Origin of the sequence: Belliella aquatica, from assembly GCF_014637795.1 — a bacterium.
In the GTDB taxonomy this organism is placed as follows: domain Bacteria; phylum Bacteroidota; class Bacteroidia; order Cytophagales; family Cyclobacteriaceae; genus Belliella; species Belliella aquatica.
On the sequence record NZ_BMFD01000005.1, the window covers coordinates 266,816 to 291,427 of the forward strand.

Here is a 24,612-nt window from a genome sequence, read left to right on the forward strand (position 1 = left end):
AGAGAATTTCTTGTATTTTTGCGCCTTGAAGTTTTAAATAAGCGCTCAATTCCTATGTCATTAGCTACAAAATACAATCCTGAAGCAGCAGAATCAAAGTGGTATGCCTACTGGATGGAAAATAAATTTTTCTCCTCCAAAGTAGATCACACAAAAGAACCCTACACCATCGTCATTCCTCCACCGAATGTCACTGGAGTCTTGCACATGGGACACATGCTCAACAACACCATTCAGGATGTATTGATCCGCAAAGCTAGAATGGAAGGCAAAAACGCTTGCTGGGTTCCGGGAACAGACCATGCTTCCATTGCAACAGAAGCGAAAGTAGTTGCAATGCTTAAAGAAAGAGGAATCGATAAAAAATCTCTTTCTCGAGAAGAATTCCTGAAATATGCCTATGAATGGAAAGAGAAATATGGTGGAATTATCCTAGAGCAACTCAAGAAATTAGGAGCATCTTGCGACTGGGACAGAACAAAGTTCACCATGGATGCTGACTTGAGTGAAGCTGTGATCTCTGTTTTCATAGACCTTTACAACAAAGGGAAGGTATATAGAGGAATCCGAATGGTCAATTGGGATCCACAGGGAAAAACAGCCTTGTCGGATGATGAAGTGATCATGAAAGAAATACAGTCTAAGCTTTATTATATCAAATATAGAATAGAAGGAAACGAAGATTTTTTGACCATTGCCACAACTCGTCCAGAGACGATCATGGCTGATGTGGCAATCTGTATCAATCCAAATGATCCGAGATTCACACACCTGAAAGGTAAAAAAGCAATTATTCCTTTGATCAATAGAGCTATCCCTATTATTGAGGATGACTATGTAGATATGGAATTTGGCACAGGCTGTTTGAAAGTGACTCCTGCCCATGATATCAATGATTATGAATTGGGCATCAAACACAAGCTTGAGGTAATCGACATTTTGAGTGATAACGGTACGCTCAATGAAAAAGCTCAGATTCTTGTCGGAGAAGATCGATTTATTGCAAGAAAGAGAATCGGAAAAATGCTGGATGAAATAGGTCAGTTGGACAAGATCGAAGAGTATAAATCCAATGTAGGCCACTCTGAAAGAACAGATGCTGTTGTTGAACCAAAGCTTTCATTGCAGTGGTTTTTGAAAATGGAGGACATCACCAAACCGGCATTGAGTTCAGTGATGGAAGATGTAATCCAACTTCATCCACCAAAATTCAAGAACATGTATCGCTCTTGGATGGAAAATGTAAGAGACTGGTGCATTTCCCGTCAACTTTGGTGGGGACATCAAATCCCAGCCTATTACCTTCCAAATGGTGAATTTGTAGTAGCTAAAACGAAAGAAGAGGCTGTTCAGATTGCAAATGACAAATTTGGGACAGCATATTCGCTGAATGACCTGACTCAAGACGAAGATGTGCTTGACACCTGGTTCTCTTCATGGCTATGGCCTATTTCTGTTTTTGATTCTGAAGTATTCAGAACAGGAGAGAAAAATGAAGACTTGAAGTACTATTACCCAACCAATGATTTGGTGACAGCTCCGGAGATTTTGTTTTTCTGGGTTGCAAGAATGATCATTGCGGGATACGAATATACAGGAGAAAAACCTTTCAAAAATGTATACTTGACAGGGATTGTAAGGGACAAACAAGGTAGAAAAATGTCCAAATCTTTGGGCAATTCACCGGATCCTTTGGAGCTAATCAAACAATTTGGCGCAGATGGTGTACGTACCGGAATGCTCTTCTCCTCCCCTGCTGGAAACGACCTTCCTTTTGATGAAAAATTGGTTGAGCAAGGTCGTAACTTCTCCAACAAAATTTGGAATGCTTACAGATTGGTGAGCGGTTGGGAAATTGATTCGAGTCTTTCAGGTGAAAGCAATCAAGCAGCGATCACTTGGTTCGAGAATAGATTCAATGAAGCTTTGACAGAAATCGAGGATCACTTTGAAAAATTCAGAATATCAGACGCCTTGATGGCCACATACAAGTTGGTATGGGATGATTTCTGTTCTTGGTATCTAGAAATGATCAAACCCGCCTATCAAGCTCCGATTGATCCAGCAACGCAAACGAAGACCATCGAATTCTTTGAAGATATTCTTAGGATCTTGCATCCATTTATGCCTTTCTTGACCGAAGAACTATGGCATCAAATCAAAGAAAGGGACACATCAGAAGTATTAATAGTATCTGCATGGCCTAAAGCAAAATCATTTGATAAGCAAATTATAAAAGAAGCAGCGCAAGTATTTGAAGTTGTGTCTCAGATAAGGAATATTCGTGCTTCCAAAGGGATTTCGCCAAAAGAAGCATTCTCGTTGACGATCAAAACCAAACAAGAAGATCTTTACAATAGATTTGATGCTGTTTTGAAAAAATTAGCGAATCTTGACGAGGTGACATTTGGTGATTCTATTGACAATTCAGTAAGCTTTGTGGTCAAAGCTGACGAATGCTTCATCCCAATGGAAGGACAAGTCAATCTGGAGGAAGAGAGAGAAAATATCTCCAAGGATTTGGCATATACCAAAGGGTTTTTAAATTCTGTAGTGAAAAAACTAAGTAACGAACGCTTTGTGGCTGGTGCACCAGCAGCAGTAATCGAAAATGAGAGAAAGAAGCAAGCCGATGCAGAGTCTAAAATCAAAGCATTAGAAGAAGCGTTGGCAAAATTAGGCTGAAATAGTATTTTATAAAGCAACAAACCCCGAAGCCTTTCAGCTTCGGGGTTTGTTTTTTTTTTAGAACATCTAGTCAAGAATTGCTTTACTTATTTATAGTTCTTGAATGAATCAAATCCATTAATTAAGTTTAGAATTAGGACCATCATCTATGCTTCTACAAACTTCAACCAAATAATCATCTATCACTCTTATTGCATAATCAAAAGAACATTGAAGGAATTTTCTTTTATAAGTAAGCATAAAATGTGTGTGATACATAAAATTAAAACCTAGACCAATCAGGTAGCTTTTTGAAACTATTGCCTTACCTTCATTTTTCTCAAAAATTTCTCTCAAAATATCACGATTATTTTCTTGAAATTTAAGAATCCTTTTTAATGGGTCTGATTTCTTTTCTTGCTTTGTATCATTATAATGTGCGCTTCTGCAGCCATCACAACAATATTTTTTGTCGGATCTGCCTAATACTAAACGATCGCAAACTGGATTCAAACAAATTCTTATATCTTTCATAAAAAAACTAGGTTAAAAATTATTAAAGACTCTATAAATCAGAAGATTAAATATAAATAATTAAAATCATTCAAAAAATACCTACTAGTAGGTATTTTAACCTACTCGCTTAGTAGCAAGTTTTCAGGTATTTATAAAAACAAAAATAATTGATAATAAATACATTTTTATTGTTTTTCAATAAATTTTTATCGATGTTTGAATAATAAATCAAACAACTCAATCATGAATTGGAAAATACAACCTAAATTAATGTTCATCACAGTAGTGATTTGGATCATCTTTATAGGACTTTGCATTAAAGCAGGAGTTTTAATGTTTACGTTCACCTACAGTCTTTTCAAACCTGTAGTCTCTCAAAATCTGTATGAAGGTTTAAATTTAAACACGCTACAGGACAATCATTTTTGGTATTATGTAGCTACTTTATCACTCCTAATACTTGTTTCAGTTTTGAAAGCTTATATCTTTTATTTGATGATAAAAGTATTCCTAAAAATCAATTTGGTTCATCCGTTTAGTAATGAAATTACAAAATTGATTTCTAAAATTGGAGCTGTAGCTATTCAAACAGGCATATCCATAATTATTGCTAGCAGCTACATTGAGTGGGTCGGAAAAAGATTTGAGCAATCCATTCCTGTGGGTGGATTTTTAGGAAGTTCTTTAGAATATATTTTTATGGGAGCAATCGTCTATGCAATAGCCCAAGTATTCAAAAGAGGCGTAGAAATCCAATCTGAAAACGAGCTAACCATCTAAATTATGCCAATAATTGTAAATCTAGATGTCATGATGGCAAAAAGAAAAATGTCTCTCAACGAATTGTCTGAAAAAGTAGACATCACACTTTCGAATCTCTCCATTTTAAAAACAGGAAAAGCAAAAGCCATCCGCTTCAGCACATTAGAAGCGATATGCAAAACGCTGGATTGTCAGCCAGGAGATATTTTGGAGTTTTCCCAAGAATAAATACACGCTTAATCTACCATTCATCAATTTATTGCCTTGAAGTAAAACCAATCCATGTAGTTTTCGCTTGTATAGGTAACTTAAATGTATTGCACGCAAACCTATCTTAGTACTACAAATGAAAATTTTTAAAATAAACTTTTTGGTAATTTTCCTCTTAACATCTCTAGGGGAAAATCAAAGTGTATACTCACAGAATACTGCAAATCAATTCAATGTAACTGGTAAAGTTATTGATTCTGAAAGTGCAGAAACTGTCCCATTTGTTCAAGTAGCATTCTTTCTACCTGGTAAAGATAGTCCAGAGGCATATTCAGATACTAATATTGATGGCATATTCAACATCAAACTTCCTCCCGCAACATATAACCTGAGATTGTATTTGATTGGTTATGAAAGACAGGAGATAGAAAACATAAAAGTCGATAGAAATCTAAACCTTCAAAATATTGAAATCTTTAACGAGGGAGAAAATCTGGACGAAATAGTCGTAGAGTCTAGTAAGATTTTGATGCGCACAAATGTGGAAGGCATCACAATCAATCCAAGTGCGAATCTATCTAATATTGGAGGGACGCTGCTAGATATATTGAGGAATACCCCTTCTGTTAGGGTTGGTGATGATGGAGGGATTTCCTTGAGGGGAAGTACTGGGACCAATGTTTTGATAAATGGTAGAAACTCCTCTTTAACGCAAAATTTGGATCAAATCCCCGCCAGTGCTATCGAACAAATAAGAATCATCAATAATCCAAATGCTCGATATGATGCCGAGGCAGAAGGAGGAATCATTGATATTATTTTGAAAAAAGGCGATGATTTAGGCACCAACGGTGGAGTTGAATTGACCTACGGGACAAGAGGAAGGATGAATACAGGTGCGAGATTTAATCACAGAACCGTCAAATATAACGTATATGCTGGCTACAATTTGAGAAGATGGCGAGATGTTGGTGATCGCAGAATAGAAAGAGAGATATTCGGTGACGGAGAAAAACTCAATCAAGAAACTGGAAATAGAAGTGAAAATTTAGGTCACACTTTTAATTATGGTGCTGACTATTATTTCGGTAAAAACACCATCAGTTATGAAGGTGTATTCAGTACTAGCCTTGATCAACAAATCAACACTTTATATTCAAGGCTATCAGCTTTGGAATCTGATGATCTCCTATTGGAATATGTAAGAAGAAATAATGAAACTGAAACTGATGATGGACTTGAAAACTCTTTCATCTATGAAAGATCATTCGATGACAAAGAGCGTTCATTTAAATTCATTGTTAGTAATTCTTATACCAATCAATTTAAAACTCAAAACATCGAGATTTTCAGAAATGCTTCGACGCCAAACCCAGAAAATCTAAATGGTCAAGAAAGAGCTTTTACTGATGAAAAAAGATATAATACTGTTTTTCAAACTGACTACATCCATCCTCTACCTAATCAAATGAAAATTGAGATTGGGGCAAAGTCAAATCTCAGAAATTTCGACAATGATTATGACTATTCAAGATTCAACGAGGGTACTCAAGATTTTGTAAATGATCCTGCAATTAGCAATAGGTTTGATTATAAAGATAGAATTCATGCAGGATATTTCGTCTGGAGTAGGGCAAGCAATAAAATAGATATCACCGCTGGTTTGAGAGGGGAATACACTACTGTAGACACTTATTTGTATAATACTGAAGAGAGAAACAAACAAGAATATTTTAATTTGTTTCCTAGCGTTCAGTCTCTCTACAAATTTTCCACTGCACAACAAATAAAATTCACCTACAGCAGAAGAATAGATCGACCAACAGCTTGGAGATTGAATCCATTCCCAGATATCACTGATTCCTTGAATGTCAGAAGGGGAAATCCATTCTTACAACCTGAAATGATCCACTCTTTGGAATTAGGTCATATTATGGAGTTGAAAAAAGCGAGTTTAACGACCAATTTTTTCTACAGACAAGTAAATGGGTTATTGGATTTTATAACAATAATTGAAGATGGAATTTCATATTCTCAGCCTGAAAACCTCAATACAGGTGAATCTTATGGCGTGGAATTAATTGGATTGTGGGACATCACTCCATGGTGGAATGTCAGCGGAAGTTTAACAGGTTTCAATATCAGCGTAGATGGATCTAATGTAGGTGAAGAATTCGTCAATAGTGGCTTTGCTTGGAATACCAAATTGAATTCTGACTTTAAGCTTCCATTGGATTTCACGCTTCAGTTGGTATTCAATTATGACTCTCCTGAAATCGAAGCTCAGGGCAGAGACCTATCCCAATATTTTATAGATGCTAACATCCAAAAAAGCTTCTTCGACAATAAAGGAAGCATTGCTTTGAGTATCAGAGATATTTTTGATACAAGAAGGTTTGCGGGGAACAGTCTGACAAACACATTTTCGCAGTCCTTTTACTCAAAAAGAGAGACAAGAATCGCATTATTTAGTGCTAGATATAATTTTTAAAAAGTACTATGATTATCCTCAGTGACATCCAGGTGTCGACTCCTAACGGTCCACATCAGTTTAAATAGAGTATTTTAAGTGGCCAATAGTCTGAAAGCAGATAAAATATAACAATTAATCCCTTTTGAAGAAAAAAGGCCAATTCATTTGATCAAACAATGAATTGGCCTTTTTGAATTATACATTTGAAGAATTACTTCTCAAATGTGATTCCATCAGGGTTGGCTCCTAATTGCTTAAGAATTTCACTTACACCTTCCACCATAGGCTGAGGTCCACAAACGTAAAACTCTTGTGAAAAATCATTTAACTTTTCTTTTATGAACTCCATATTTACTCTTCCGCTTGCATGACCTTCTACTTTTTCCTGATCTAGGATAGAAATAAAATCCTCTCCAAGTAGCTCTTCAAAGTAAGATTCCATAATAACATCCTTACCAGTTTTATTAGCAAAGATTAGTTTATTTCCCTCAATATTCCCAGTAGCCTTCAATGATCTAAAAATACTGATAAAAGGCGTTACACCCGCTCCACCTGCGATAAATACACCCTTTCCATTGTACTGAATAGCACCCCAAGCATCATCGACAATCAATTCGTCTCCTTCCACCAAATCTTCGATTTGCTTTGTGACTCCATTGTGGTCTCTGTATGATTTGATCACGAATTCAAGATAGTCGTCTTCTGGTAATGACGTAAAAGTAAAGGGTCTCTTTTCATCCTTCCAACCTTCTTTGTTAACGGCTACTTCTGTAGCCTGACCTGGAGTAAAATCATATCCCTTAGGCTTTTCTGTTTTCAACATTTTAACATCATGTGTCAAAGAAAGTATGTCAGTGATTTTAACTGTATAGCTCATAAAATTTTATTTTTAGTTTACTTATAAAAGTAATAGCAGCAAATATTGTTCAATTATTCCCTTTTCTGGATGAAATTTGATGATTTGCGAACAAGAAATCGAATTCAGAGTTGTATATTCGATTTATCTAAACCAAACAAATCAATTAAATATTTATGAAAAAAATCGGATTATTAATCGCCTCTTTAGCCTTGCTAATTTTGGTAGCTGGAAGTGAAGCTTTCGCACAAATGCAAGCTCCAGCACCTAGCCCAGCAGCCTTCGTTTCTCAAAATGTCGGTTTTACTAAGATCAGCATTGACTACTCCTCTCCTGCTGTGAAAGGAAGAAAAATTTTTGGAGAAATTGAAAAATTCGGCACTACATGGAGAGCTGGTGCAAACGCAACAACCATGATAGAATTCAGCACCGCTGTCAATGTAGGAGGTAAGAACCTTCGCCCTGGTAAATATGCAATTTACATGACACCTTCTGAATCAGGTGATTGGACGGTACATTTCAATAGTAAAGGAAATTCAGTTTTTGCTTACATGAAAGATGGTAAAATTGATGAAGAAGCGGTCGCTAAAGATGACCTTGTAGCTTTCAAAGGAACAACAACCAAATTGGCTAGCCCACAAGAAAGATTGATTTACACGATTTCTGCTGAAAATAACAAAGTTGCGAAGGTGACTTTAACTTGGGAGAATTATTCTGTCTCTTTTATGGTAGACACTCAAGTTGATCAGAAAATGGAAAGCTTCAAAGGAGCATTCTAATAAATTATTATAAAATCAAATTTAGCATCACGGAAAGTCTTTTTCGTGATGCTTTTTTTATATCAAAAATCAAATCCCAACACTACTCAATTTGTGGAATATTTACACACCTTGAATTTTTAAAATACTTTTTCAATACCATTTCAAAATCTTAAAAAAGATCAATTTTTGGCTAAAAAGCCTCATTTAACCCAAATTTTAGTGTTCTTCAACTTTCTGGGATAGCCCTAATTGACCTCCGAACAAACGGGCATTACTGTTGCCGAAGAAGTGTCATATGAACCAATTTTAAATTAGATGTTGAAAACATATAAAAGCTCGATTAACCCAGCCAAGAATCGTTCATCTTTGAATCCTTCAAAAATTCTTACCAATAAAGAAAGAATTCAATCAAAGATTCAGACAAACAGATTTAACAATTTTGAACGATTGATTTTAACGCTCACATTTTCTTCCATTATTTTGGCGATCATTTCATTATTTTACTTTGAGGCCTATTTTGATCAGCTTCATATCGCAAGATTAGAAACCGGATGGGGGTATTGGACATTCATTATATCCATATCTCTACTTGGGATCAAATTGATATTTTTAAGTTGGTTGTTCTATCTTCATAAAAAATATAAGCCTATAGAATCTGTTTCTGATGAGGATCTTCCATTTTGTACTGTAATCGTTCCTGCTTATAATGAAGGGGAAATGGTGTACAAAACACTTAAAAGTCTTACAGATAGTCTTTACCCAATCTATAAGCTGCAGATCATCACCATCGATGACGGGAGCAAAGATGATACTTGGAAATGGATGCAAAAGGCTAAAGGAGAACTGGGCAATAGAATTACAATATGCCAGCAACCTAAAAATATGGGTAAAAGAGCAGCTTTACATAGAGCTTTTTTGGAAGGTACGGGAGAAGTGTTTGTCACTGTGGATAGCGATTCTTTGGTTAAAAAAAATACGCTCCGAAATTTAGTAAGTCCATTTGTGATCAATGAGTCTTGCGGGGCAGTTGCAGGTAATGTGATGGTGCTCAACAAAGAATCAGGATTGATTCCAAAAATGTTGAATGTGAGTTTTGCCTTCAGCTTTGAATTTATCAGATCTGCTCAAAGCGTTCTGGGATCAGTTTTATGTACCCCTGGAGCTTTGGCTGCTTACAGAAAAACAGCCGTAATGAATTGTCTAAATGATTGGGTCAACCAAGAGTTTATGGGCAAGAAAACAGATATTGGCGAAGATCGGGCAATGACAAACATGATCCTTAAACAAGGCTATGAAGTAGTATTCCAAAAGAATGCTGAAGTTTACACGAATATCCCTGAAAAATATAATAACCTTAGAAAGATGTTTACCAGATGGGAAAGAAGCAATGTGAGAGAAAACATCATGCTCACGAAATTTGCTTTCAGTGATTTCCGTGAAGGAAACAAGTATGGAACAAGACTTCTTTTATTCAATCAATGGTTAAAAGTTCTTCTAGCATACCCAGCCTTGGCTCTCTTAATCACACTCTTAATAATTCAGCCATTTCTTGTATTGAGCTCAATTTTCATAGGGTTATTTGTCTTCTCTTCCCTTCCAGCGTTATTCTATTTGCTCAAAAGAGACAAGCATGATGCGGTATGGGCTTACAGTTATGCGATTTTCTATACTTTTTCATTGTTCTGGATTCCTCCTTATGCGATCGCGACTGCTAGCAGAAGTGGATGGCTTACGCGAACAATGCCAAACAACTAGATTAAATAAAAAAAGCGGAGAAAAATTTCTCCGCTTTTTTTTAATGCTTCCAATCGTATTGATCCAGATTTTCTAGACAAGCATTGAGAAGTAAAATACTGTTGGCAATATCCTGCTTGTGTGCCATCTCGATGACTTGGTGAAGGTGTCTTGTAGGAATTGAGATTGCTCCTGCGATTGCTCCTTGTTTTCCCATCCTTTGAACTCCTGCGGTATCTGTTCCGCCAGCGGTAAGGATTTCCGGTTGCCATTTGATTTGATGTTGATCAGCAGTTTTTTTCATAAAATCTACCATTCGATAATCACAAATTGTCATGGCATCCATAATTTTGATCGCAGTCCCTTTTCCTAACTCTGTCACCTTCTCGTGCGGCTGAGCTCCTGGTACATCAAAGGCAATCGTCGTATCGAGAGCGATTCCAAAGTCAGGGTTGATTCCATGCGCGGCTACATTTGCTCCACGAATTCCTACTTCCTCTTGAACTGTAAATACAGCATGGAGGTCATACGCTGGATCTTTGATCGTTCGCAATGTTTCAATCAAAATATAAACCGCCACTCGATTATCGATTGACTTACAGTTGACACAATCACCCAATTCGATCAGTTCACGATCTCTGGTAATTGGGTCACCGATGGTGATATATTTCTCCACTTCCTCCTTATTCATTCCCAAATCAATAAAGAAGTCTGTTGTCTTAGGAAGTTTTGTTTTTTCCTCAGGAGACATGACATGAATAGGCTTGGAACCCATCACTCCTACTAGATCTTTCTTACCATGAACAATGACCCTTTGAGCTGTAAGCGTTTTGGGATCAAATCCACCTAATGTATGAAATCTAACAAATCCATTTTCATCAATATGTGTCACAATGAACCCAATTTCATCCATATGGGCTGCCACCATGACTTTCTTTGCATCTGGATTTTTCTTAGACTTTTTGATCGCAATGACATTACCCATATTATCCAAATTCACCTCGTCAGAAAGCGGAGTTATGATTTCAACAATTAAATCCCTTACTCTTTTTTCAAAACCGGGCGCTCCAGCTATTTCACAGATTTGCTTTAATAAAGCTACATCTACATTCATCATATTTATTTTTATTTAAAAAGGCTTCCTATCTTAAGAAAGAAGGAAGCCTTTTAGTTTTTAAAATTATTGCTTTAGATCATAAATAATCTACTTCGATAAGAATCATCAATAAGCTCTTACCGTCTTACCTTCCATATAATTTACAAATGCTCGATTCACTACGCGCATTCCTCCTGGGGTAGGAAAGTCACCAGTAAAATACCAATCTCCCAAATGCTCAGGACAGGCTTTATGTAGGTTTTCTACAGTTTGATAAATGACTTTGACATCAGCTTTGATATTGTCAGAGGTGATGATTTGGGCTACTTTATCTGATATTTCTTGATCTGCAAAAGGCTCATAAAGTTCTTTTGCATAATTCACGTCCATTACATCACCTGATTTTGCCTTCTCATAAATATCATCAACGAGATCTGACATTCCTCTTTCTTTTAGCAATTCCATTGTCGCTCTGAAAGCAATAAAGTCTTTCATTTTAGACATGTCTATACCATAGCAATCTGGAAATCTAATTTGTGGCGCAGATGACACGATGACAATTCTTTTTGGATTAAGCTTGTCAAGAGTAGTTAAAATACTTTTTTCAAGTGTAGTTCCTCTCACAATACTATCATCAATCACAACCAAAGTATCTACACCAGATCTTACAACTTCATAAGTGGTATCATAGACATTGGCTACCATAGCGTCTCTGTCTGAGTCATTGGTTATAAAAGTCCTTAGCTTCACATCCTTACTGACCAGCTTTTCAACTCTAGGCCTAAAATGAAGAAGTTCTTCCAAATCCTCCAAATGTGGCTTCCCATCAAGGAGTACTTCCTTTCGCTTAGCACTTAAATAGTCTTCCAAGCCTTCAATCATTCCCAAAAAGGCGGTTTCTGCTGTATTTGGGATGTAGGAGAATACCGTATTCTTCAAATCAAAATCTATCGCTTGAAGGATCTGAGGAATTAAGGCTTTCCCAAGTAGTTTTCTTTCTCTGTAAATTCCTGGATCAGTTCCTCGAGAGAAATAAATTCTTTCAAATGAACAAGATTTCTTCTCTCTAGCTGGCATGATCTCTTGCTCGCCATAGCTTCCATCTTTATTGATTATCAGAGCACAACCCGGTTGAATCTCTTTGATTTCCTTATAATCGATATCAAAAGCTGATTTGATTGCTGGCTTCTCAGATGCTACTACGACAAACTCATCATCTGCATAATAATAAGCTGGTCGAATACCTGATGGATCTCTTACAACGAAGCTAGAACCATTTCCTATCAATCCAGCCATCGCATAACCGCCGTCAAAATCTCTACAAGATCTTCTTAAAATCCTAGCAACATCTAATTCATCTTCTATGACGGCGGTAATCTGCTCGTTAGAATATTCATTTTTATATTTATCGAAGATTCTCTGGTTTTCTTCATCTAAAAAGTGTCCGATCTTCTCCATAACAGTGACCGTGTCTGTTTTTTCTTTTGGGTGCTGACCTAATTCTACCAGCCTGCTAAAAAGCTCTTCTACATTAGTCATGTTGAAATTTCCCGCCATCACGAGATTTCTACTTCTCCAATTATTCTGTTTCAAGAATGGATGACATGTTTCTATGCTGTTTTCCCCATGAGTTCCGTATCTCAAGTGGCCAAGCCATACTTCACCGGTAAAAGCAATATTTTCTTTTAACCATTCCGCATCAAACAAGGCGCTCTCACCACCAAGTTTTCTAGCTTTTTTATATTTTTTTTGAATTTTATCAAAAATATAATTGACAGCTTGGGGTTCTATCGATCGATATCTACTGATATATCGGGTGCCTGGACTAGTATTGATTTTGATATTGGCCACACCTGCACCATCTTGACCTCTATTGATTTGCTTTTGCATCAATATGTAAAGTCGATTGGTCACATAAGCGGGTGATCCATATTTGTCAATGTAATATTGGAGGGGTTTTCGGAGCCTTATCATGGCTATCCCACATTCGTGTTTGATCTGATCACTCATTGGGTTGGGCGAAAGTTATATTTGAGTTAACAAAGTTAGCTCTTTTTTAGAAGAATCAAGAAGTAAATTATCTTAGGATTTGTAACCTATATTTTTGTTTAAATTCTTATGAAATAAAAGTGGGCTATTTAACCTAAATCTAAATGAATTTAATTCCACAACTTGGGGAAATTTCTGTCACAAGATGGGACATGTCTCCACATACGAATGATTTTTTGCTGGATTTTGGGGTTGAATGATATCTTTTTCAGAATGGCACCCTTCTTTCACTGCATTCTATATATGAAAAAGAAAAAAATTAAATCTGTTCTTTTAACCATCATAATGTTTTTGGTTAATGCAGTTTCCAAGATCTATCAAAAAAAGGAAATTGATAAATCTGAATTTTCTGGAGAGAGCCATAATCCATTAAGACTTGAACGACAGTTTTATAATTCTTAATCATTTTAACAAAATAGAATTATCACTAAACCAAAAATTATGAAAACGAAAATCATCATCCCCGCCCTCCTATTTTTAGGAATGACATCTGTTCCTGTATTTTCAAGTCCCACTGCGACTGAAACTAGGGCTATCGAAGTCACAGTTCAAGAACAGGAAAAAGTCAAAATCGATCCAGAGAATCTTCCTGAATTAGTAAAGGAAACAATTGCTCTAGATTCAGAAACAGCAAGTCTTATGATCTCAGAAGCTTGGAAAAGCACAAATGAAGAAGGTAAAACTTATTTCAAAATAAAATTTGATAAGGCTGGCGAAGAACTTGTTAAAAAATATGGTGCGGACGGTAAAGAAATTAAAGAAACAACCAACCATTAATCATTACCAACCATAATTTAATAAAGTTTTAAGGTATTGGAATCATTCCAATACCTTATTTTTCGTTAGATTGAAAGTTCATTCAAGATTTTTAAATGGAACATATCTTATTAGTAGAAGATGACGTGACCTATTCAAGGATAATTCAAAGTTTTCTTGAAAAAAACAACTTTAAAGTCACCTCTTGCACCAAGCTTTCAGACATTGATTACACCTTAAAGAATCACCAAATCAAATTGGTAGTTACGGACTTTAGGCTCCCTGATGGTACTGGACTGCAGGTTCTTAAAAAAGTTAAAGATAATTATCCCGACGTAGAAGTTATACTAATCACGAATTATTCTGACATCCGGATTGCTGTCAAAGCCATGAAAATGGGGGCTTTTGAATACATTACCAAACCCATCAACCCAGATGAACTTTTGCTGACTGTAAAGGAAGCAATTAAAATAGATCAAAAGTCGCAAAAAAATCCAAAGATTGCCCCTCAAAAAAATGAGGATTATATCATAGGCGAAAGTAGCGACGCAAAGAAACTCGAAGAACATATCGATCTAGTAGCTCCGACAGAATTGAGCATTATCGTCCTTGGTGAAACAGGAACCGGAAAAGAATATATTTCAAAAAGAATACATAAAAAATCAGCTCGCAGAGAAGCTCCTTTTATCGCAGTGGATTGTGGCGCACTCTCAAAAGAACTGGCAGGAAGTGAACTTTTTGGTCATGTAAAAGGTGCTTTTACTGGCGCATTAGAAAATAAAATCGGCCACTTTGAAGCTGCAAGTGGGGGTACAATTTTTTTAGATGAAATCGGGAATTTGGACTATGAAATCCAAATCAAATTATTGCGAGCGATTGAAGAAAGAAAAATCAGAAAAATCGGTGGTTCTAAAGAAATAAATATTGATGTAAGAATCATCGCAGCAACAAATGAAAATCTCATAGGCCAATCGCAAGAAGGTGCTTTCAGAGAGGATTTGTATCATCGTTTGAATGAATTCTCCCTTACTGCAATGCCTTTAAGAGACAGAAAGGAGGATTTGGAGTCGTTTTGTAATCAATTTTTAATAGAAAGTAATCAAAAGCTCAATAAAAGCATAAAAGGCTTCTCCCCTACTGTCATTGCGTTGTTTAAGGAATACCATTGGCCGGGAAACCTTCGCGAATTAAAAAATATTGTTCGGCGAGCTGTACTCCTTTCAAAATCAGACACAATTGAAATTGAAATGATCCCTGATCAATTGAAAAACTTTTTGCTGAAAAACGAGCTCGTACAAGATGCGGATATCACGACCAATAATCTGGCATCTCAAGAAAAAGAGCTGATAGAAAAAACGCTTAAAGAGGTTAAATACAACAAAACCAAAGCTGCAAAACAATTGGGAATTGACAGAAAAACGCTCTATAATAAAATGAATAGATTTGGTATTGAATAAGTTAATTCTTCAACTCTAACTGATTCGAAAGTAATCTGAGCACTCCTTCGATACGAGGTGTCAATAATTTCACCTGATTGATTATATCATCCAAATCTTCGTTCTTGATGGCTATTTCGATATCATTTGCTAATAGAGCCGTCGATGATTTGATTTGACCAAGTCTACTAGAAAGCTGATGCGTGATTTCTCTGATTTGCAAATAATCAAGGTTATTACAGGCATGTTTCAGCTTTTCAATATCGCTTTCGGTATGCTCTAAATAGTCCGCAAGCACCTCTTGAAGCAAATCAACATCCCCCATACAAAACCTCTTCAAATCGCTTAAATCAATTGATTCTGGAGCATTAAATTTAAAAACTTCAACTTGTTTTTCTAGTAAACTCTTTTTGAGTTGCAGTGCTTCTCCAACCAAATTGATAATTTCATTTTCATCAAAAGGCTTGAGTAAAATTCCTTCAAAACCAGCATTAATCAATTTTCCTTGATCAACAGCAAAAACATTCGCTGTCATTGCAAGTATTTTTGAATCCGTGATTTTGAATTTGTCATTAAGTAAATCCAATACTTGAACTCCACTTACTTCAGGCATTTGGATATCGATAAAAGCCAAATCGAACTTTTCACCACTATATTGATCTCTAAAATCGACTCCTCCGCAATAAGTCAAAACCTTTGCTCCTCTATTTTCCAAAATCAATCGGATCAATTTCAATCCAATTATATCGTCATCTACGACCAATATCTTAAGATTATCAAGACCATATGTTTTAGCCACTTCTTCAGAATTCACCGCCTCATCCGTATCTGCAATACCTACAGGTATATTAATCTTAATTCTTGTCCCTTTTCTGAATTTACTCTCGATTGAGATCTGACCTGACTGAAGATCTACTAGTTTTTTAACAATAGAAAGTCCAAGTCCTGTACCTCCAAATCTGCGTGTTATTGAAGAATCTGCCTGATTAAATTCATTGTAAACATTGGATAATTGAGCTTCTTCCATCCCAATCCCCGTATCTTCTACCACAATTTCAAGACTTTCATTTTCCAAACTCAGTGCCACCAAAATCTTTCCTTCATTAGTGAATTTGATCGCGTTGGAAAGAATATTATTGAGGATTTGATTGATCCTCAATTCATCACCAATCAACCATTTATCTTTTGGTAAATCTATGTTCCAAACAAAGTCTAAATTCTTTTCTTCTCCCTTGGAACTGAAAAACTTCTTGATCGATAAAAATAAGTTGAAAGCATCAAAGGGCTTATTTTCTAATTCAATTTTACCAGCCTCTAATTTTGAAAAATCTAAAATATCATTCACAACTCCCATCAGTGTTTTGGATGCAAAACCTATCATTTTAACTGATTCATCCTGATTTGGATCTAGATTAGATTTTTCAAGCTGCCTTTGGAATCCTTGAATGGCATGCAAGGGATTTCTTATTTCATGACTCATATTTGCCAAAAAATCCTGTTTTGCTTTAGCTAGATATTCAGAATAATTCTTTGCTTCTCTGAGCTTAGCATTATAAACACTTGCTTTCTTGACCTCTTTTAGAATACTATAAATGAATCCAAGAGAACCAATCACCCCTAAGAAAACTAACCCTCCAAGAATAAAAGATACCGTATAAGTTAATTTGTAAGCAGATTCATTTTGAGACTTTGAATCGATTAATAAACTTAGTTGAATATTACTTATCAAACTCTGAATCTCTGAGAAAACCTCGGTATTTTTAGCTTGCAAACTTGCTTCGAGATTGACGAAATTTTCCCTAAGTTGACGCTCATCTTTGAAAAGCTCTGTAACCACTCCTTTTAGGCCGATCAATACCGAATCAGATTTCTTTTTGGGAAGTATACTAATTGCTTTCGATTGGTTTAATTCTTCTATTTCTTCAAAAAACAGTGAGTAATTTTTCTCTTCTTCTTGTTGTGCTTTTTCTAATCTAACCTGCTTAAGGCTATCGAGATTTCCATATAAATCTCTAGGTTTCAAATTATCAAAAAAATCCATTTTGGACAACTCTTCCTGTCTTTGTAGTTTGATTTCAATGCTCTTTAATGCGTCTTGACTGAAATTCCTATTTGTAAGTCTATACCTTACTTCTTCTAGGCCAGCATATGAAATCATCAATTCTTGCACATTCAACCCTATTTTCTGAAAACTTTCAATCTCAGCTTCACTATCAGCAACTTCATTTAACCAATTTAATCTATTCCCGATGCGCTCATAAGTCTCATTTAAAATCGAATCTTTGTCTGATGTTCTATTCGCTTTGGACATATCCAAAAGATACACATCCGCCATCAGACCATTGAGTTGTCTTAATTTTTCGTTAGGTTCAGAAAGATTTTCAACTGTTTCTAATAGATTTTTGATGCTGATATAAGTAACAATACTGACTGAGAAGACTAGAAAAATCGTCAGAACGAACCCCAATACTACTTTAGAGCTCAAATGAAGAATGATTGATTTTTTGATCAAAATATGGTTGATTTTTGGAATTAATTGTCAAGAACCATTCCAAAATCTCGCACTAAACTGTCTTAACTCCTAGAAAAGGCAACCACTCTTCAGCATGTCTTTCGGCGTATTCTGCTAAAAAAAATGATAAGCTTGGTTTGAAGGGTTTACTCCTCAAAATCATCCCACTTTGCTCAGGAGATTTATCTCCCTTGACAACATTGCAGCGATGACATGCAGTGATTAGATTCGTCCAATTGGTCTTTCCCCCTTTTGATCTTGGAATGACGTGGTCGATGGTTAGATTTTTTCTAGATCCACAATATTGACATTCTCCCCCATCGCGCTTAAATAGGTTGTTTCTATTTAATAAAACACCTCTAAAGGGAATGTTTTTATATTCATTGAGTCGAATCACAGCGGGGTATTGAAAAGTCCTGCTGACTGTCCGGATGGTGTAGGATTCATAAAAACTTAAACAGCTTACTTTTTCCAAAAAAGTTAGAACCATTGCCTTTTGTACCGTAACCACAGCCACAGGCGAATGATCTAAATTCAATACCAAAACACGTTTTTCCATATTTCATCAACTCTTAAAACTAACCTGAAAAACACGTTGATGAATTGAAATGTTTAATAGGTTAGCCTACTTAATTCTTTTTTAAGGTCTTTTTCTTTGATATCTTGTCGCTTGTCATGCAGTTTTTTGCCCCTTCCTAAAGCGATCTCCATTTTAGCTAATCCCTTGTCATTGATAAATATACGAACAGGAATGATGGAAAGCCCCTTCTCGGCAAATTTAGTTTCTAATTTATCAAGTTCTTTTTTGCTGAGCAAAAGTTTGCGCTCTCTCACCGCATCATGATTATAACTTGCCGCCATCACATATGGCGCAATGTGCATTTGCTTGATGAAAAGCTCACCACTTCTGAAAAAACAATAGGCCTCCGTTAAAGAAACCTTACCTTCTCGTATGGATTTGATTTCTGTGCCACGCAAAACTAAGCCAGCCACGAATTTCTCAATAAACTCAAATTCATGACTAGCCTTTTTATTTTTTATATTGATGATTTTATCAAACTTTAGCTTTTTGTTCATTTTAGCGCGTATTTTTCTCTAATTAAGTTCTTTGCAATATTTCTTAGTTCCTAGATCAAAATGCTTGGATCATATTTTCAACCTTGCTTCAGGACTGACATCCAAATCGCAAAATTGACTCCTCTGATATTTGAAGTGAGCTGCCATGGCAATCATTGCTGCATTATCTGTGCAGTATTCAAATTTTGGGATAAATACATTCCAACCTAGCTCTTTGGACATTAATTCCAACTCATTTCTTAGACCAGAGTTTGCAGATACCCCCCCAGCAATTGCAATATCTTTGATTTTGTATTGCTTAGCCGCTTTCTTCAGCTTCTGCATCAAAGTTTTGATCAACGTATATTGTACCGAAGCACAAATATCGGCCAAATTTTGTTCCACAAATTGGGAATTTTCTTTTAAATTATCTCTCAGAAAATATAATACTGCTGTCTTGATTCCACTAAAAGAAAATGTCAAACCAGGCATATCGGAAATTGGAAATTGAAATGCCTTTGGATTTCCTTCTTTGGCGTATTTGTCAATCAATGGTCCTCCAGGATAAGGCAAGCCAAGCAATTTGGCAGTCTTATCAAAAGCCTCACCAACAGCATCATCCATTGTCTCTCCAACCACTTCCATTTCTAGGTAATCTTTCACCAAAACCAATTGGGTATGTCCACCACTTACAGTCAAACAAATAAATGGAAATTGTGGCTTAGGTTCATCGATAAAATGAGCTAAAATATGGGCTTCCATGTGGTTGATATCTATTAATGGAATTCCAAGAGCAAAAGCAAAAGATTTGGCAAAAGAAACACCCACCATCAAGGAACCCATCAAGCCGGGGCCTTTGGTAAATGCAATAGCTGAAAGTTCATTTTTGGCAATTCCCGAAGATTCTATAGCTTCGTGGACGACAGGAATCAAATGTTGTTGATGTGCCCTAGAAGCTAATTCAGGAACTACTCCACCATATTTTTCGTGAACCGATTGCGTGGCGACAATATTATTAAGTATTTTGCCATTAGATATAATAGAAGCCGATGTTTCATCACAAGATGATTCGATGGCCAGAATATTTACATTCATTGTACAACCCCCTTTGGAAAAGAAGTCGAAAGTTACGGAAAAAATACTGAAAGCCTTTAAACTGCTCTTCAGGATAGTACTTTTCCTAATTTTGGGACTTGTACTTTTTGTGCTTGCATTACAAATCCCTTTTATACAGACAAAAGTAACTGGATATCTTACGGAATATATTTCCGAAAAAACAGGCTTTAGCACATCTATCGATAAAGTGCAAATACGCTGGTGGGATGCTGTCAGCCTCAAAGACGTCTTGATTTATGATCAACAAGACAGCTTAATGATCAATCTTGAAGAAGTATATATTGATTTCTCTGTGAAGGGGTTATTGGATGGGGAGAATCCAAGTCTTGATCAAATCAAAATGATCAATGGAAATATCAGAATCATTGGACACGAAAATGGCGGAAATCTTAATATCACCACCTTTTTCAATGAAATAAATGGGCTAATCCCAAAAGCCAAATCACCAAATAAACAATTCAAATTTAGCATTGGAAATATTTTCCTTGAAGAAACTTCTTTGGATATCCTCAATTATGCAGCTACTCCAGTTACAGAAGGATTCGATTACAATAAATTGAAATTTAGAGACTTGCTCGCTGATGCTGATGAATTTTACACCACTCAGGGCACGATTGGGTTCAAAACCAATTATCTAAAAGGCATAGAGATCAACTCAGGCATCGTAATCCAGCAGCTGAAGACTGACTTCACTTACACTCCTACTTATATGGAGTTTGATGATTTGTTTTTGAGATCCAATCAAACAGAAATCAAAGATTATCTCAAATTCAGCTATGAATCTGTCAGAGCACTTTCCAATTTTAATGAAGAAGTTCAAATTGAAGCTAGTCTAAATGAGTCCACTTTAGATATCAAAGATTTGAAATATTTTTCAGATCAAATACCCAATTTTGAGGATAGAATCACCCTGAGTGGAGATATTAAAGGAAAAGTAAATGATCTTGCCTCAGAGCAATTATTGATCAGATTTGGTCAACGCAGTGCGCTATTTGGAAAGTTTAATATCCAAGGTCTACCCGATGTCAACAATACCTTTTTTGAAATGTCACTTCTTAATTCTATCCTGAATAGTGAGGATCTGTCTCCTTACATTAGTGAAGAAGCTAGAGTTGAAGTGAACAAATTCAGGGATATCCGTTTTGATACAGATTTTTCAGGATATCTAAGAAATTTTAGGGCAAATGGCAATTTCCGAACAGGAATTGGACAAATGATTGGACGTCTGAACTATCAATTTGTAAATAATAAACCCACCTACAATGGAAGGGTCGAGCTTAGAAATCTAGATTTGGGAATTCTCCTCGAGGATAAAGAAAATTTCCAAAAAGTAAGCCTAACTGGACAAATTAAAGGAACAGGACTTACGCTAGAAACTGCACTTTTACAAGTCGATGCCAACATCAAAAAACTTGGGATTTACAATTACGATTATGTGAACATTCTAAGCAATGCAACTTATGGAAAGGATCTATTTAGTGGAAAACTAGAAGTAAATGATCCTAATCTTAAGGCAAACTTTGATGGAGTATTAGATTTGAGGGACAACAAAGATTCTATCCGCCTCAATGTACAGGTTGACACCGCTTTCTTGAAAGAATTGAATATCATGGATAGAGACTTATTCATCAGTGGAAAAGTCGATATGGATACCAAAGGAATTACTTTGGATGACATTGAAGGAATTGCGCGGTTCAGTGATCTAAATTTGAGTTATGAAGGCCGAAATGTTTTCGTTGACAATTTCTTTTTTCAATCTCTATTTACGGATCAGTCTAGACTAGTTTCATTAAATTCAGATTTTTTGGTAGCTGGAATAACTGGGAATTTTAAGGTTCAGCAGCTGATTCGAGATGTAGAAATGCTCTCCAAACAATATTGGGCCATCTTGACAAATTCACCCGAGCCAAAATCACAAATCACAAATAATGATTTTGAACCGTACAATATCGACATCAACCTGAATTTTATTGACATCAATCCTCTCATCAATATCATTGAACCGAAAGCCTCAATTTCTAAAAACACCTTTATTGAGGGGGCCTTCTATCAAACTCCTTCCAATACCATTTTCAATTTCTTTTCCAGTATTGATTCTATTTATTACAATGGAAACTTTCTTTTTGATACCAATTTGGATTTCAATACCTCCAAATTACTCAACAGTCAGGATGTGTTGGCTTCTTTTTACATATTTTCAAAGCAGCAAGTCTTAAGCAATGGTCTAACATTCAACAATCTTGGGGTTGAAGCAATTTGGGATGAATCAAAAATTGATTTTACCTACAATCAAGACCAACTAAGTACGGGGAGTTATTTTAAGTTGAGTAGTGAGATTCAGATTTTCCCTGATCACACTTCAATCGTTGTCGATCCGTCAGAACTTAAAATTTTAGATAAAATCTGGAAATTTGAAGAAAATAATGAAATCTACATCGCCAATAATGAAGTAGAATTTGACAATATAAAACTGATTAACGAGGACCAATTTATTTCTTTAAATGGCAATATTTCTCCAGATCCCGAGCAAATATTAGCACTTCAACTCAATAAAGTAAACCTAGACTTTTTCAATACGCTAAGCTTGAAATCTTTTGAGGGAACGGCAAATGGGATTTTTGCTTTTAGTAATTTGTATGATGAATTGGGGATCAATGGGAATGTGAATATCAAAGATTTCTACATCAACAATTTTCTTGTCGGTGACATCGATGCGGCTACCTATCTAACTGACAATAAAATCAACCTAGAACTGAGTAATTTTAGAGATCAGAAAAAAGTAATCGGTCTTACAGGATTTTTGAATAATGAAGATGATGAAATTTCTCTCAAAACCACCCTCAATGATGCCAATATCTCTATTTTAGAACCTTTTCTATCTGACTATCTCACGCAAATGGGTGGCACAGTGAATGGAGAATTGGACATCTCAGGCACGCTCAATGCACCGGTAGTCATCGGTTCTGCCAGAGTAAATGGGGGTACATTGAAAATCAATTACCTCAACACTTTTTACACCGTAGATGGAAATTTGGTTTTTGGCAACAATGAAATCAGTTTCCGTGAACTCCTACTCAAAGATGTCAATGGTAATCTTGCAAGAATGCGAGGTGGAATTACGCATGATCGTTTCCAAGATTTTATCCTAGACATTTCTTCAAACTTAGAAAATTTTCAAGTTTTGAATACCTCAGCAAGGGACAATGAATTGTTTTACGGAACAGCATATGTCTCCGGAACTTTGGACATCTTCGGTGCTGCCAATAATCTAGACATCAATGCACGAGCTACTTCCCAACCTAATACAAAAATTATTATTCCTTTTGGTTCATCCAATGTACAGGCACAAGAAGACTTCATCAACATCATCAACATTAGAGACACGACTCGATTAGAGACCTTTACAGAGTCAGTAGAGAAGCTTGCGATCAATAATGTGAGAATGAATTTCGTGCTTGACATCACACCTGATGCTTATACAGAAATTCAAATTGATCCTAGAACAGGGGAAAATATTCAAGGAAGAGGCAGAGGAGTTTTGAATTTAAACATCGATACACAGGGTAATTTCTCCATGTTGGGAAATTATGAAATCACAGAGGCAAAATATAATTTCTCACTGTATAACATCATTAGAAGAGAGTTTGTAGTACAACCTGGGGGACGAATTTCTTGGTTTGGTGATCCTTATGAAGGAATCATGGATATCAGAGCTACTTATCAAGAGAGTGTTTCCTTACAAAACCTACAAAACAATCAGATCACAGGGACAGAACTAGAAGACCCCCAATTGAGAAGAAGATGGCCACTCAAGGTGATCATGGATTTGAAAGGAAATCTTTTGAGCCCTGATATTGCCTTTGATTTTGACTTTACTGAATTTCCAGAAGGATCTCTACAGACTTATATTTCTGCATTCAGAAATCGGATTGCCAATGACGAACAAGAAAAGAACAGACAGGTATTTTCTGTCATCATGATGCGTTCTTTCTCACCGGAAGGACAATTTAGCGGTGTGAGTAACATTGCAAGTTCTAATTTAAGTCAATTACTCTCCTCACAATTGAACAGCTTTATCTCACAAGTAGATCAAAATCTTGAAGTTGATATCGACTTGGCCACTTTAGATCAAAGTGCATTAGAGACTTTTCAGCTGCGAGTTGCATATACTTTCCTTGATGGCCGACTTCGCGTGACTAGAGACGGTGGATTTACAGATCTGCAAGGCAATGCCGACATCAATAGCATTGCAGGAGATTGGAATGCAGAGTATTTGATTACCCAAGATGGTCGCTATAGATTACGCATCTATAATAGAAACAATTTCAACACGTTCACTTCCCTGTCACTTTCTAGGAATGTGGCCACTTATGGCATTTCTTTATCTCAAAACCTTGCATTTAATTCATTCAAAGAACTCATCCAAAGAATCACGACAAGAAATAAAGAGAAACTGAGGATAAATGATACCGATGATTTTCTCAGATATCAGTTTGAAGATAAAGAAAACTGGCAACCAATTCCGCTCGATAATCTTGATTTGAGAATAAAAGAAGAGAAAAGACGAGATCAATAAGGATTATTAAAAAAATCAACGTGTCTAATTCAAACA

At 36.0% G+C, this 24,612-nt stretch carries 17 protein-coding genes; 9 read left to right on the forward strand and 8 right to left on the reverse strand.

All coding sequences use genetic code 11. From position 1 onward, the window contains the following. The first annotated feature begins 54 nt into the window (after window positions 1-54). Window positions 55-2,685: a valine--tRNA ligase gene (locus tag IEV57_RS09535; RefSeq protein WP_188442086.1), complete on the forward strand. Its 2,631-nt coding sequence runs from the start codon at window positions 55-57 to the stop codon at window positions 2,683-2,685. A gap of 120 nt (window positions 2,686-2,805) precedes the next feature. Here IEV57_RS09535 and IEV57_RS09540 read toward each other — a convergent pair whose 3' ends face one another. Beyond that, on the reverse strand, window positions 2,806-3,201 hold the full coding sequence (locus IEV57_RS09540; RefSeq protein ID WP_188442089.1) for a hypothetical protein: 396 nt from the start codon (window positions 3,199-3,201) through the stop codon (window positions 2,806-2,808). Between the two features lie 225 nt (window positions 3,202-3,426). Between IEV57_RS09540 and IEV57_RS09545 the strand changes: the two genes are divergently transcribed. The 3 genes from IEV57_RS09545 to IEV57_RS09555 all read left to right on the forward strand — a co-directional run bounded on the left by IEV57_RS09545 (window position 3,427) and on the right by IEV57_RS09555 (window position 6,646). After that, entirely contained in the window at window positions 3,427-3,963 is a 537-nt protein-coding gene (locus tag IEV57_RS09545; protein ID WP_188442091.1) for a DUF2975 domain-containing protein, read from the forward strand. Between the two features lie 3 nt (window positions 3,964-3,966). Continuing rightward, a complete protein-coding gene (locus IEV57_RS09550) occupies window positions 3,967-4,173 on the forward strand; it encodes a helix-turn-helix domain-containing protein (protein WP_188442093.1) in 207 nt (68 codons plus the stop codon). A 142-nt stretch (window positions 4,174-4,315) separates the two neighbouring features. After that, on the forward strand, window positions 4,316-6,646 hold the full coding sequence (locus tag IEV57_RS09555; RefSeq protein ID WP_229744304.1) for a TonB-dependent receptor: 2,331 nt from the start codon (window positions 4,316-4,318) through the stop codon (window positions 6,644-6,646). A 193-nt stretch (window positions 6,647-6,839) separates the two neighbouring features. On the opposite strand, the gene IEV57_RS09560 is transcribed toward IEV57_RS09555, so the two are convergent. Next, window positions 6,840-7,505 (reverse strand): ferredoxin reductase domain-containing protein, encoded by a 666-nt coding sequence (locus IEV57_RS09560; protein ID WP_188442097.1) that lies wholly within the window; start codon window positions 7,503-7,505, stop codon window positions 6,840-6,842. A gap of 155 nt (window positions 7,506-7,660) precedes the next feature. Here IEV57_RS09560 and IEV57_RS09565 point away from each other — a divergent pair, with 155 nt between their 5' ends. Together IEV57_RS09565 and IEV57_RS09570 are read left to right on the forward strand one after the other, a co-directional pair. Next, window positions 7,661-8,263 (forward strand): DUF2911 domain-containing protein, encoded by a 603-nt coding sequence (locus IEV57_RS09565; protein ID WP_188442099.1) that lies wholly within the window; start codon window positions 7,661-7,663, stop codon window positions 8,261-8,263. A gap of 297 nt (window positions 8,264-8,560) precedes the next feature. Beyond that, window positions 8,561-10,000, forward strand: coding sequence for a glycosyltransferase family 2 protein (locus IEV57_RS09570; protein ID WP_188442101.1), 1,440 nt, complete (start codon window positions 8,561-8,563; stop codon window positions 9,998-10,000). Window positions 10,001-10,040: 40 nt separating this feature from the next. Here the strand turns inward: IEV57_RS09570 and IEV57_RS09575 are convergent, their stop codons facing one another. Both IEV57_RS09575 and IEV57_RS09580 read right to left on the reverse strand, forming a co-directional pair. Beyond that, the gene (locus IEV57_RS09575) at window positions 10,041-11,093 is read right to left on the reverse strand and encodes a M42 family metallopeptidase (RefSeq protein WP_188442279.1); all 1,053 of its coding nucleotides are present in this window, start codon (window positions 11,091-11,093) and stop codon (window positions 10,041-10,043) included. 108 nt (window positions 11,094-11,201) lie between these two features. Then, window positions 11,202-13,085, reverse strand: coding sequence for an amidophosphoribosyltransferase (locus IEV57_RS09580; RefSeq protein WP_188442103.1), 1,884 nt, complete (start codon window positions 13,083-13,085; stop codon window positions 11,202-11,204). A gap of 480 nt (window positions 13,086-13,565) precedes the next feature. On the opposite strand from IEV57_RS09580, the gene IEV57_RS09585 reads away from it, so the two are divergent. Continuing rightward, the gene (locus tag IEV57_RS09585; protein ID WP_188442105.1) at window positions 13,566-13,901 is read left to right on the forward strand and encodes a hypothetical protein; all 336 of its coding nucleotides are present in this window, start codon (window positions 13,566-13,568) and stop codon (window positions 13,899-13,901) included. 95 nt (window positions 13,902-13,996) lie between these two features. Beyond that, window positions 13,997-15,337 (forward strand): sigma-54-dependent transcriptional regulator, encoded by a 1,341-nt coding sequence (locus IEV57_RS09590; protein WP_188442107.1) that lies wholly within the window; start codon window positions 13,997-13,999, stop codon window positions 15,335-15,337. 1 nt (window position 15,338) lies between these two features. On the opposite strand, the gene IEV57_RS09595 is transcribed toward IEV57_RS09590, so the two are convergent. The 4 genes from IEV57_RS09595 to tsaD form a co-directional block, all read right to left on the reverse strand. After that, window positions 15,339-17,828 carry a hybrid sensor histidine kinase/response regulator gene (locus tag IEV57_RS09595; RefSeq protein ID WP_188442109.1) on the reverse strand — a complete coding sequence of 830 codons (2,490 nt, stop codon included), beginning with the start codon at window positions 17,826-17,828 and terminating at the stop codon, window positions 15,339-15,341. Between the two features lie 52 nt (window positions 17,829-17,880). Continuing rightward, entirely contained in the window at window positions 17,881-18,387 is a 507-nt protein-coding gene (locus IEV57_RS09600; protein ID WP_188442111.1) for an HNH endonuclease, read from the reverse strand. Window positions 18,388-18,440: 53 nt separating this feature from the next. After that, complete coding sequence (smpB, locus tag IEV57_RS09605) at window positions 18,441-18,905, reverse strand: SsrA-binding protein (RefSeq protein ID WP_188442114.1); 465 nt, start codon at window positions 18,903-18,905, stop codon at window positions 18,441-18,443. Window positions 18,906-18,974: 69 nt separating this feature from the next. After that, window positions 18,975-19,979: a tRNA (adenosine(37)-N6)-threonylcarbamoyltransferase complex transferase subunit TsaD gene (gene tsaD / locus IEV57_RS09610; protein ID WP_188442116.1), complete on the reverse strand. Its 1,005-nt coding sequence runs from the start codon at window positions 19,977-19,979 to the stop codon at window positions 18,975-18,977. Between tsaD and IEV57_RS09615 the strand changes: the two genes are divergently transcribed. Then, entirely contained in the window at window positions 19,957-24,576 is a 4,620-nt protein-coding gene (locus tag IEV57_RS09615; protein ID WP_229744309.1) for a translocation/assembly module TamB domain-containing protein, read from the forward strand. The two genes, tsaD and IEV57_RS09615, sit on opposite strands and share 23 nt — an antisense overlap. Window positions 24,577-24,612 lie beyond the last annotated feature (36 nt).

What these genes read in the sequence shown, in the direction of transcription:
- IEV57_RS09535 (WP_188442086.1), top strand. Translation starts at nt 55, where the DNA reads ATGTCATTAGCTACAAAATACAATCCTGAAGCAGCAGAATCAAAGTGG.
- IEV57_RS09540 (WP_188442089.1), bottom strand. Translation starts at nt 3,201, where the DNA reads ATGAAAGATATAAGAATTTGTTTGAATCCAGTTTGCGATCGTTTAGTA.
- IEV57_RS09545 (WP_188442091.1), top strand. Translation starts at nt 3,427, where the DNA reads ATGAATTGGAAAATACAACCTAAATTAATGTTCATCACAGTAGTGATT.
- IEV57_RS09550 (WP_188442093.1), top strand. Translation starts at nt 3,967, where the DNA reads ATGCCAATAATTGTAAATCTAGATGTCATGATGGCAAAAAGAAAAATG.
- IEV57_RS09560 (WP_188442097.1), bottom strand. Translation starts at nt 7,505, where the DNA reads ATGAGCTATACAGTTAAAATCACTGACATACTTTCTTTGACACATGAT.
- IEV57_RS09565 (WP_188442099.1), top strand. Translation starts at nt 7,661, where the DNA reads ATGAAAAAAATCGGATTATTAATCGCCTCTTTAGCCTTGCTAATTTTG.
- IEV57_RS09570 (WP_188442101.1), top strand. Translation starts at nt 8,561, where the DNA reads ATGTTGAAAACATATAAAAGCTCGATTAACCCAGCCAAGAATCGTTCA.
- IEV57_RS09575 (WP_188442279.1), bottom strand. Translation starts at nt 11,093, where the DNA reads ATGAATGTAGATGTAGCTTTATTAAAGCAAATCTGTGAAATAGCTGGA.
- IEV57_RS09580 (WP_188442103.1), bottom strand. Translation starts at nt 13,085, where the DNA reads ATGAGTGATCAGATCAAACACGAATGTGGGATAGCCATGATAAGGCTC.
- IEV57_RS09585 (WP_188442105.1), top strand. Translation starts at nt 13,566, where the DNA reads ATGAAAACGAAAATCATCATCCCCGCCCTCCTATTTTTAGGAATGACA.
- IEV57_RS09590 (WP_188442107.1), top strand. Translation starts at nt 13,997, where the DNA reads ATGGAACATATCTTATTAGTAGAAGATGACGTGACCTATTCAAGGATA.
- IEV57_RS09600 (WP_188442111.1), bottom strand. Translation starts at nt 18,387, where the DNA reads ATGGAAAAACGTGTTTTGGTATTGAATTTAGATCATTCGCCTGTGGCT.
- smpB (WP_188442114.1), bottom strand. Translation starts at nt 18,905, where the DNA reads ATGAACAAAAAGCTAAAGTTTGATAAAATCATCAATATAAAAAATAAA.
- IEV57_RS09615 (WP_229744309.1), top strand. Translation starts at nt 19,957, where the DNA reads ATGGCCAGAATATTTACATTCATTGTACAACCCCCTTTGGAAAAGAAG.
- tsaD (WP_188442116.1), bottom strand. Translation starts at nt 19,979, where the DNA reads ATGAATGTAAATATTCTGGCCATCGAATCATCTTGTGATGAAACATCG.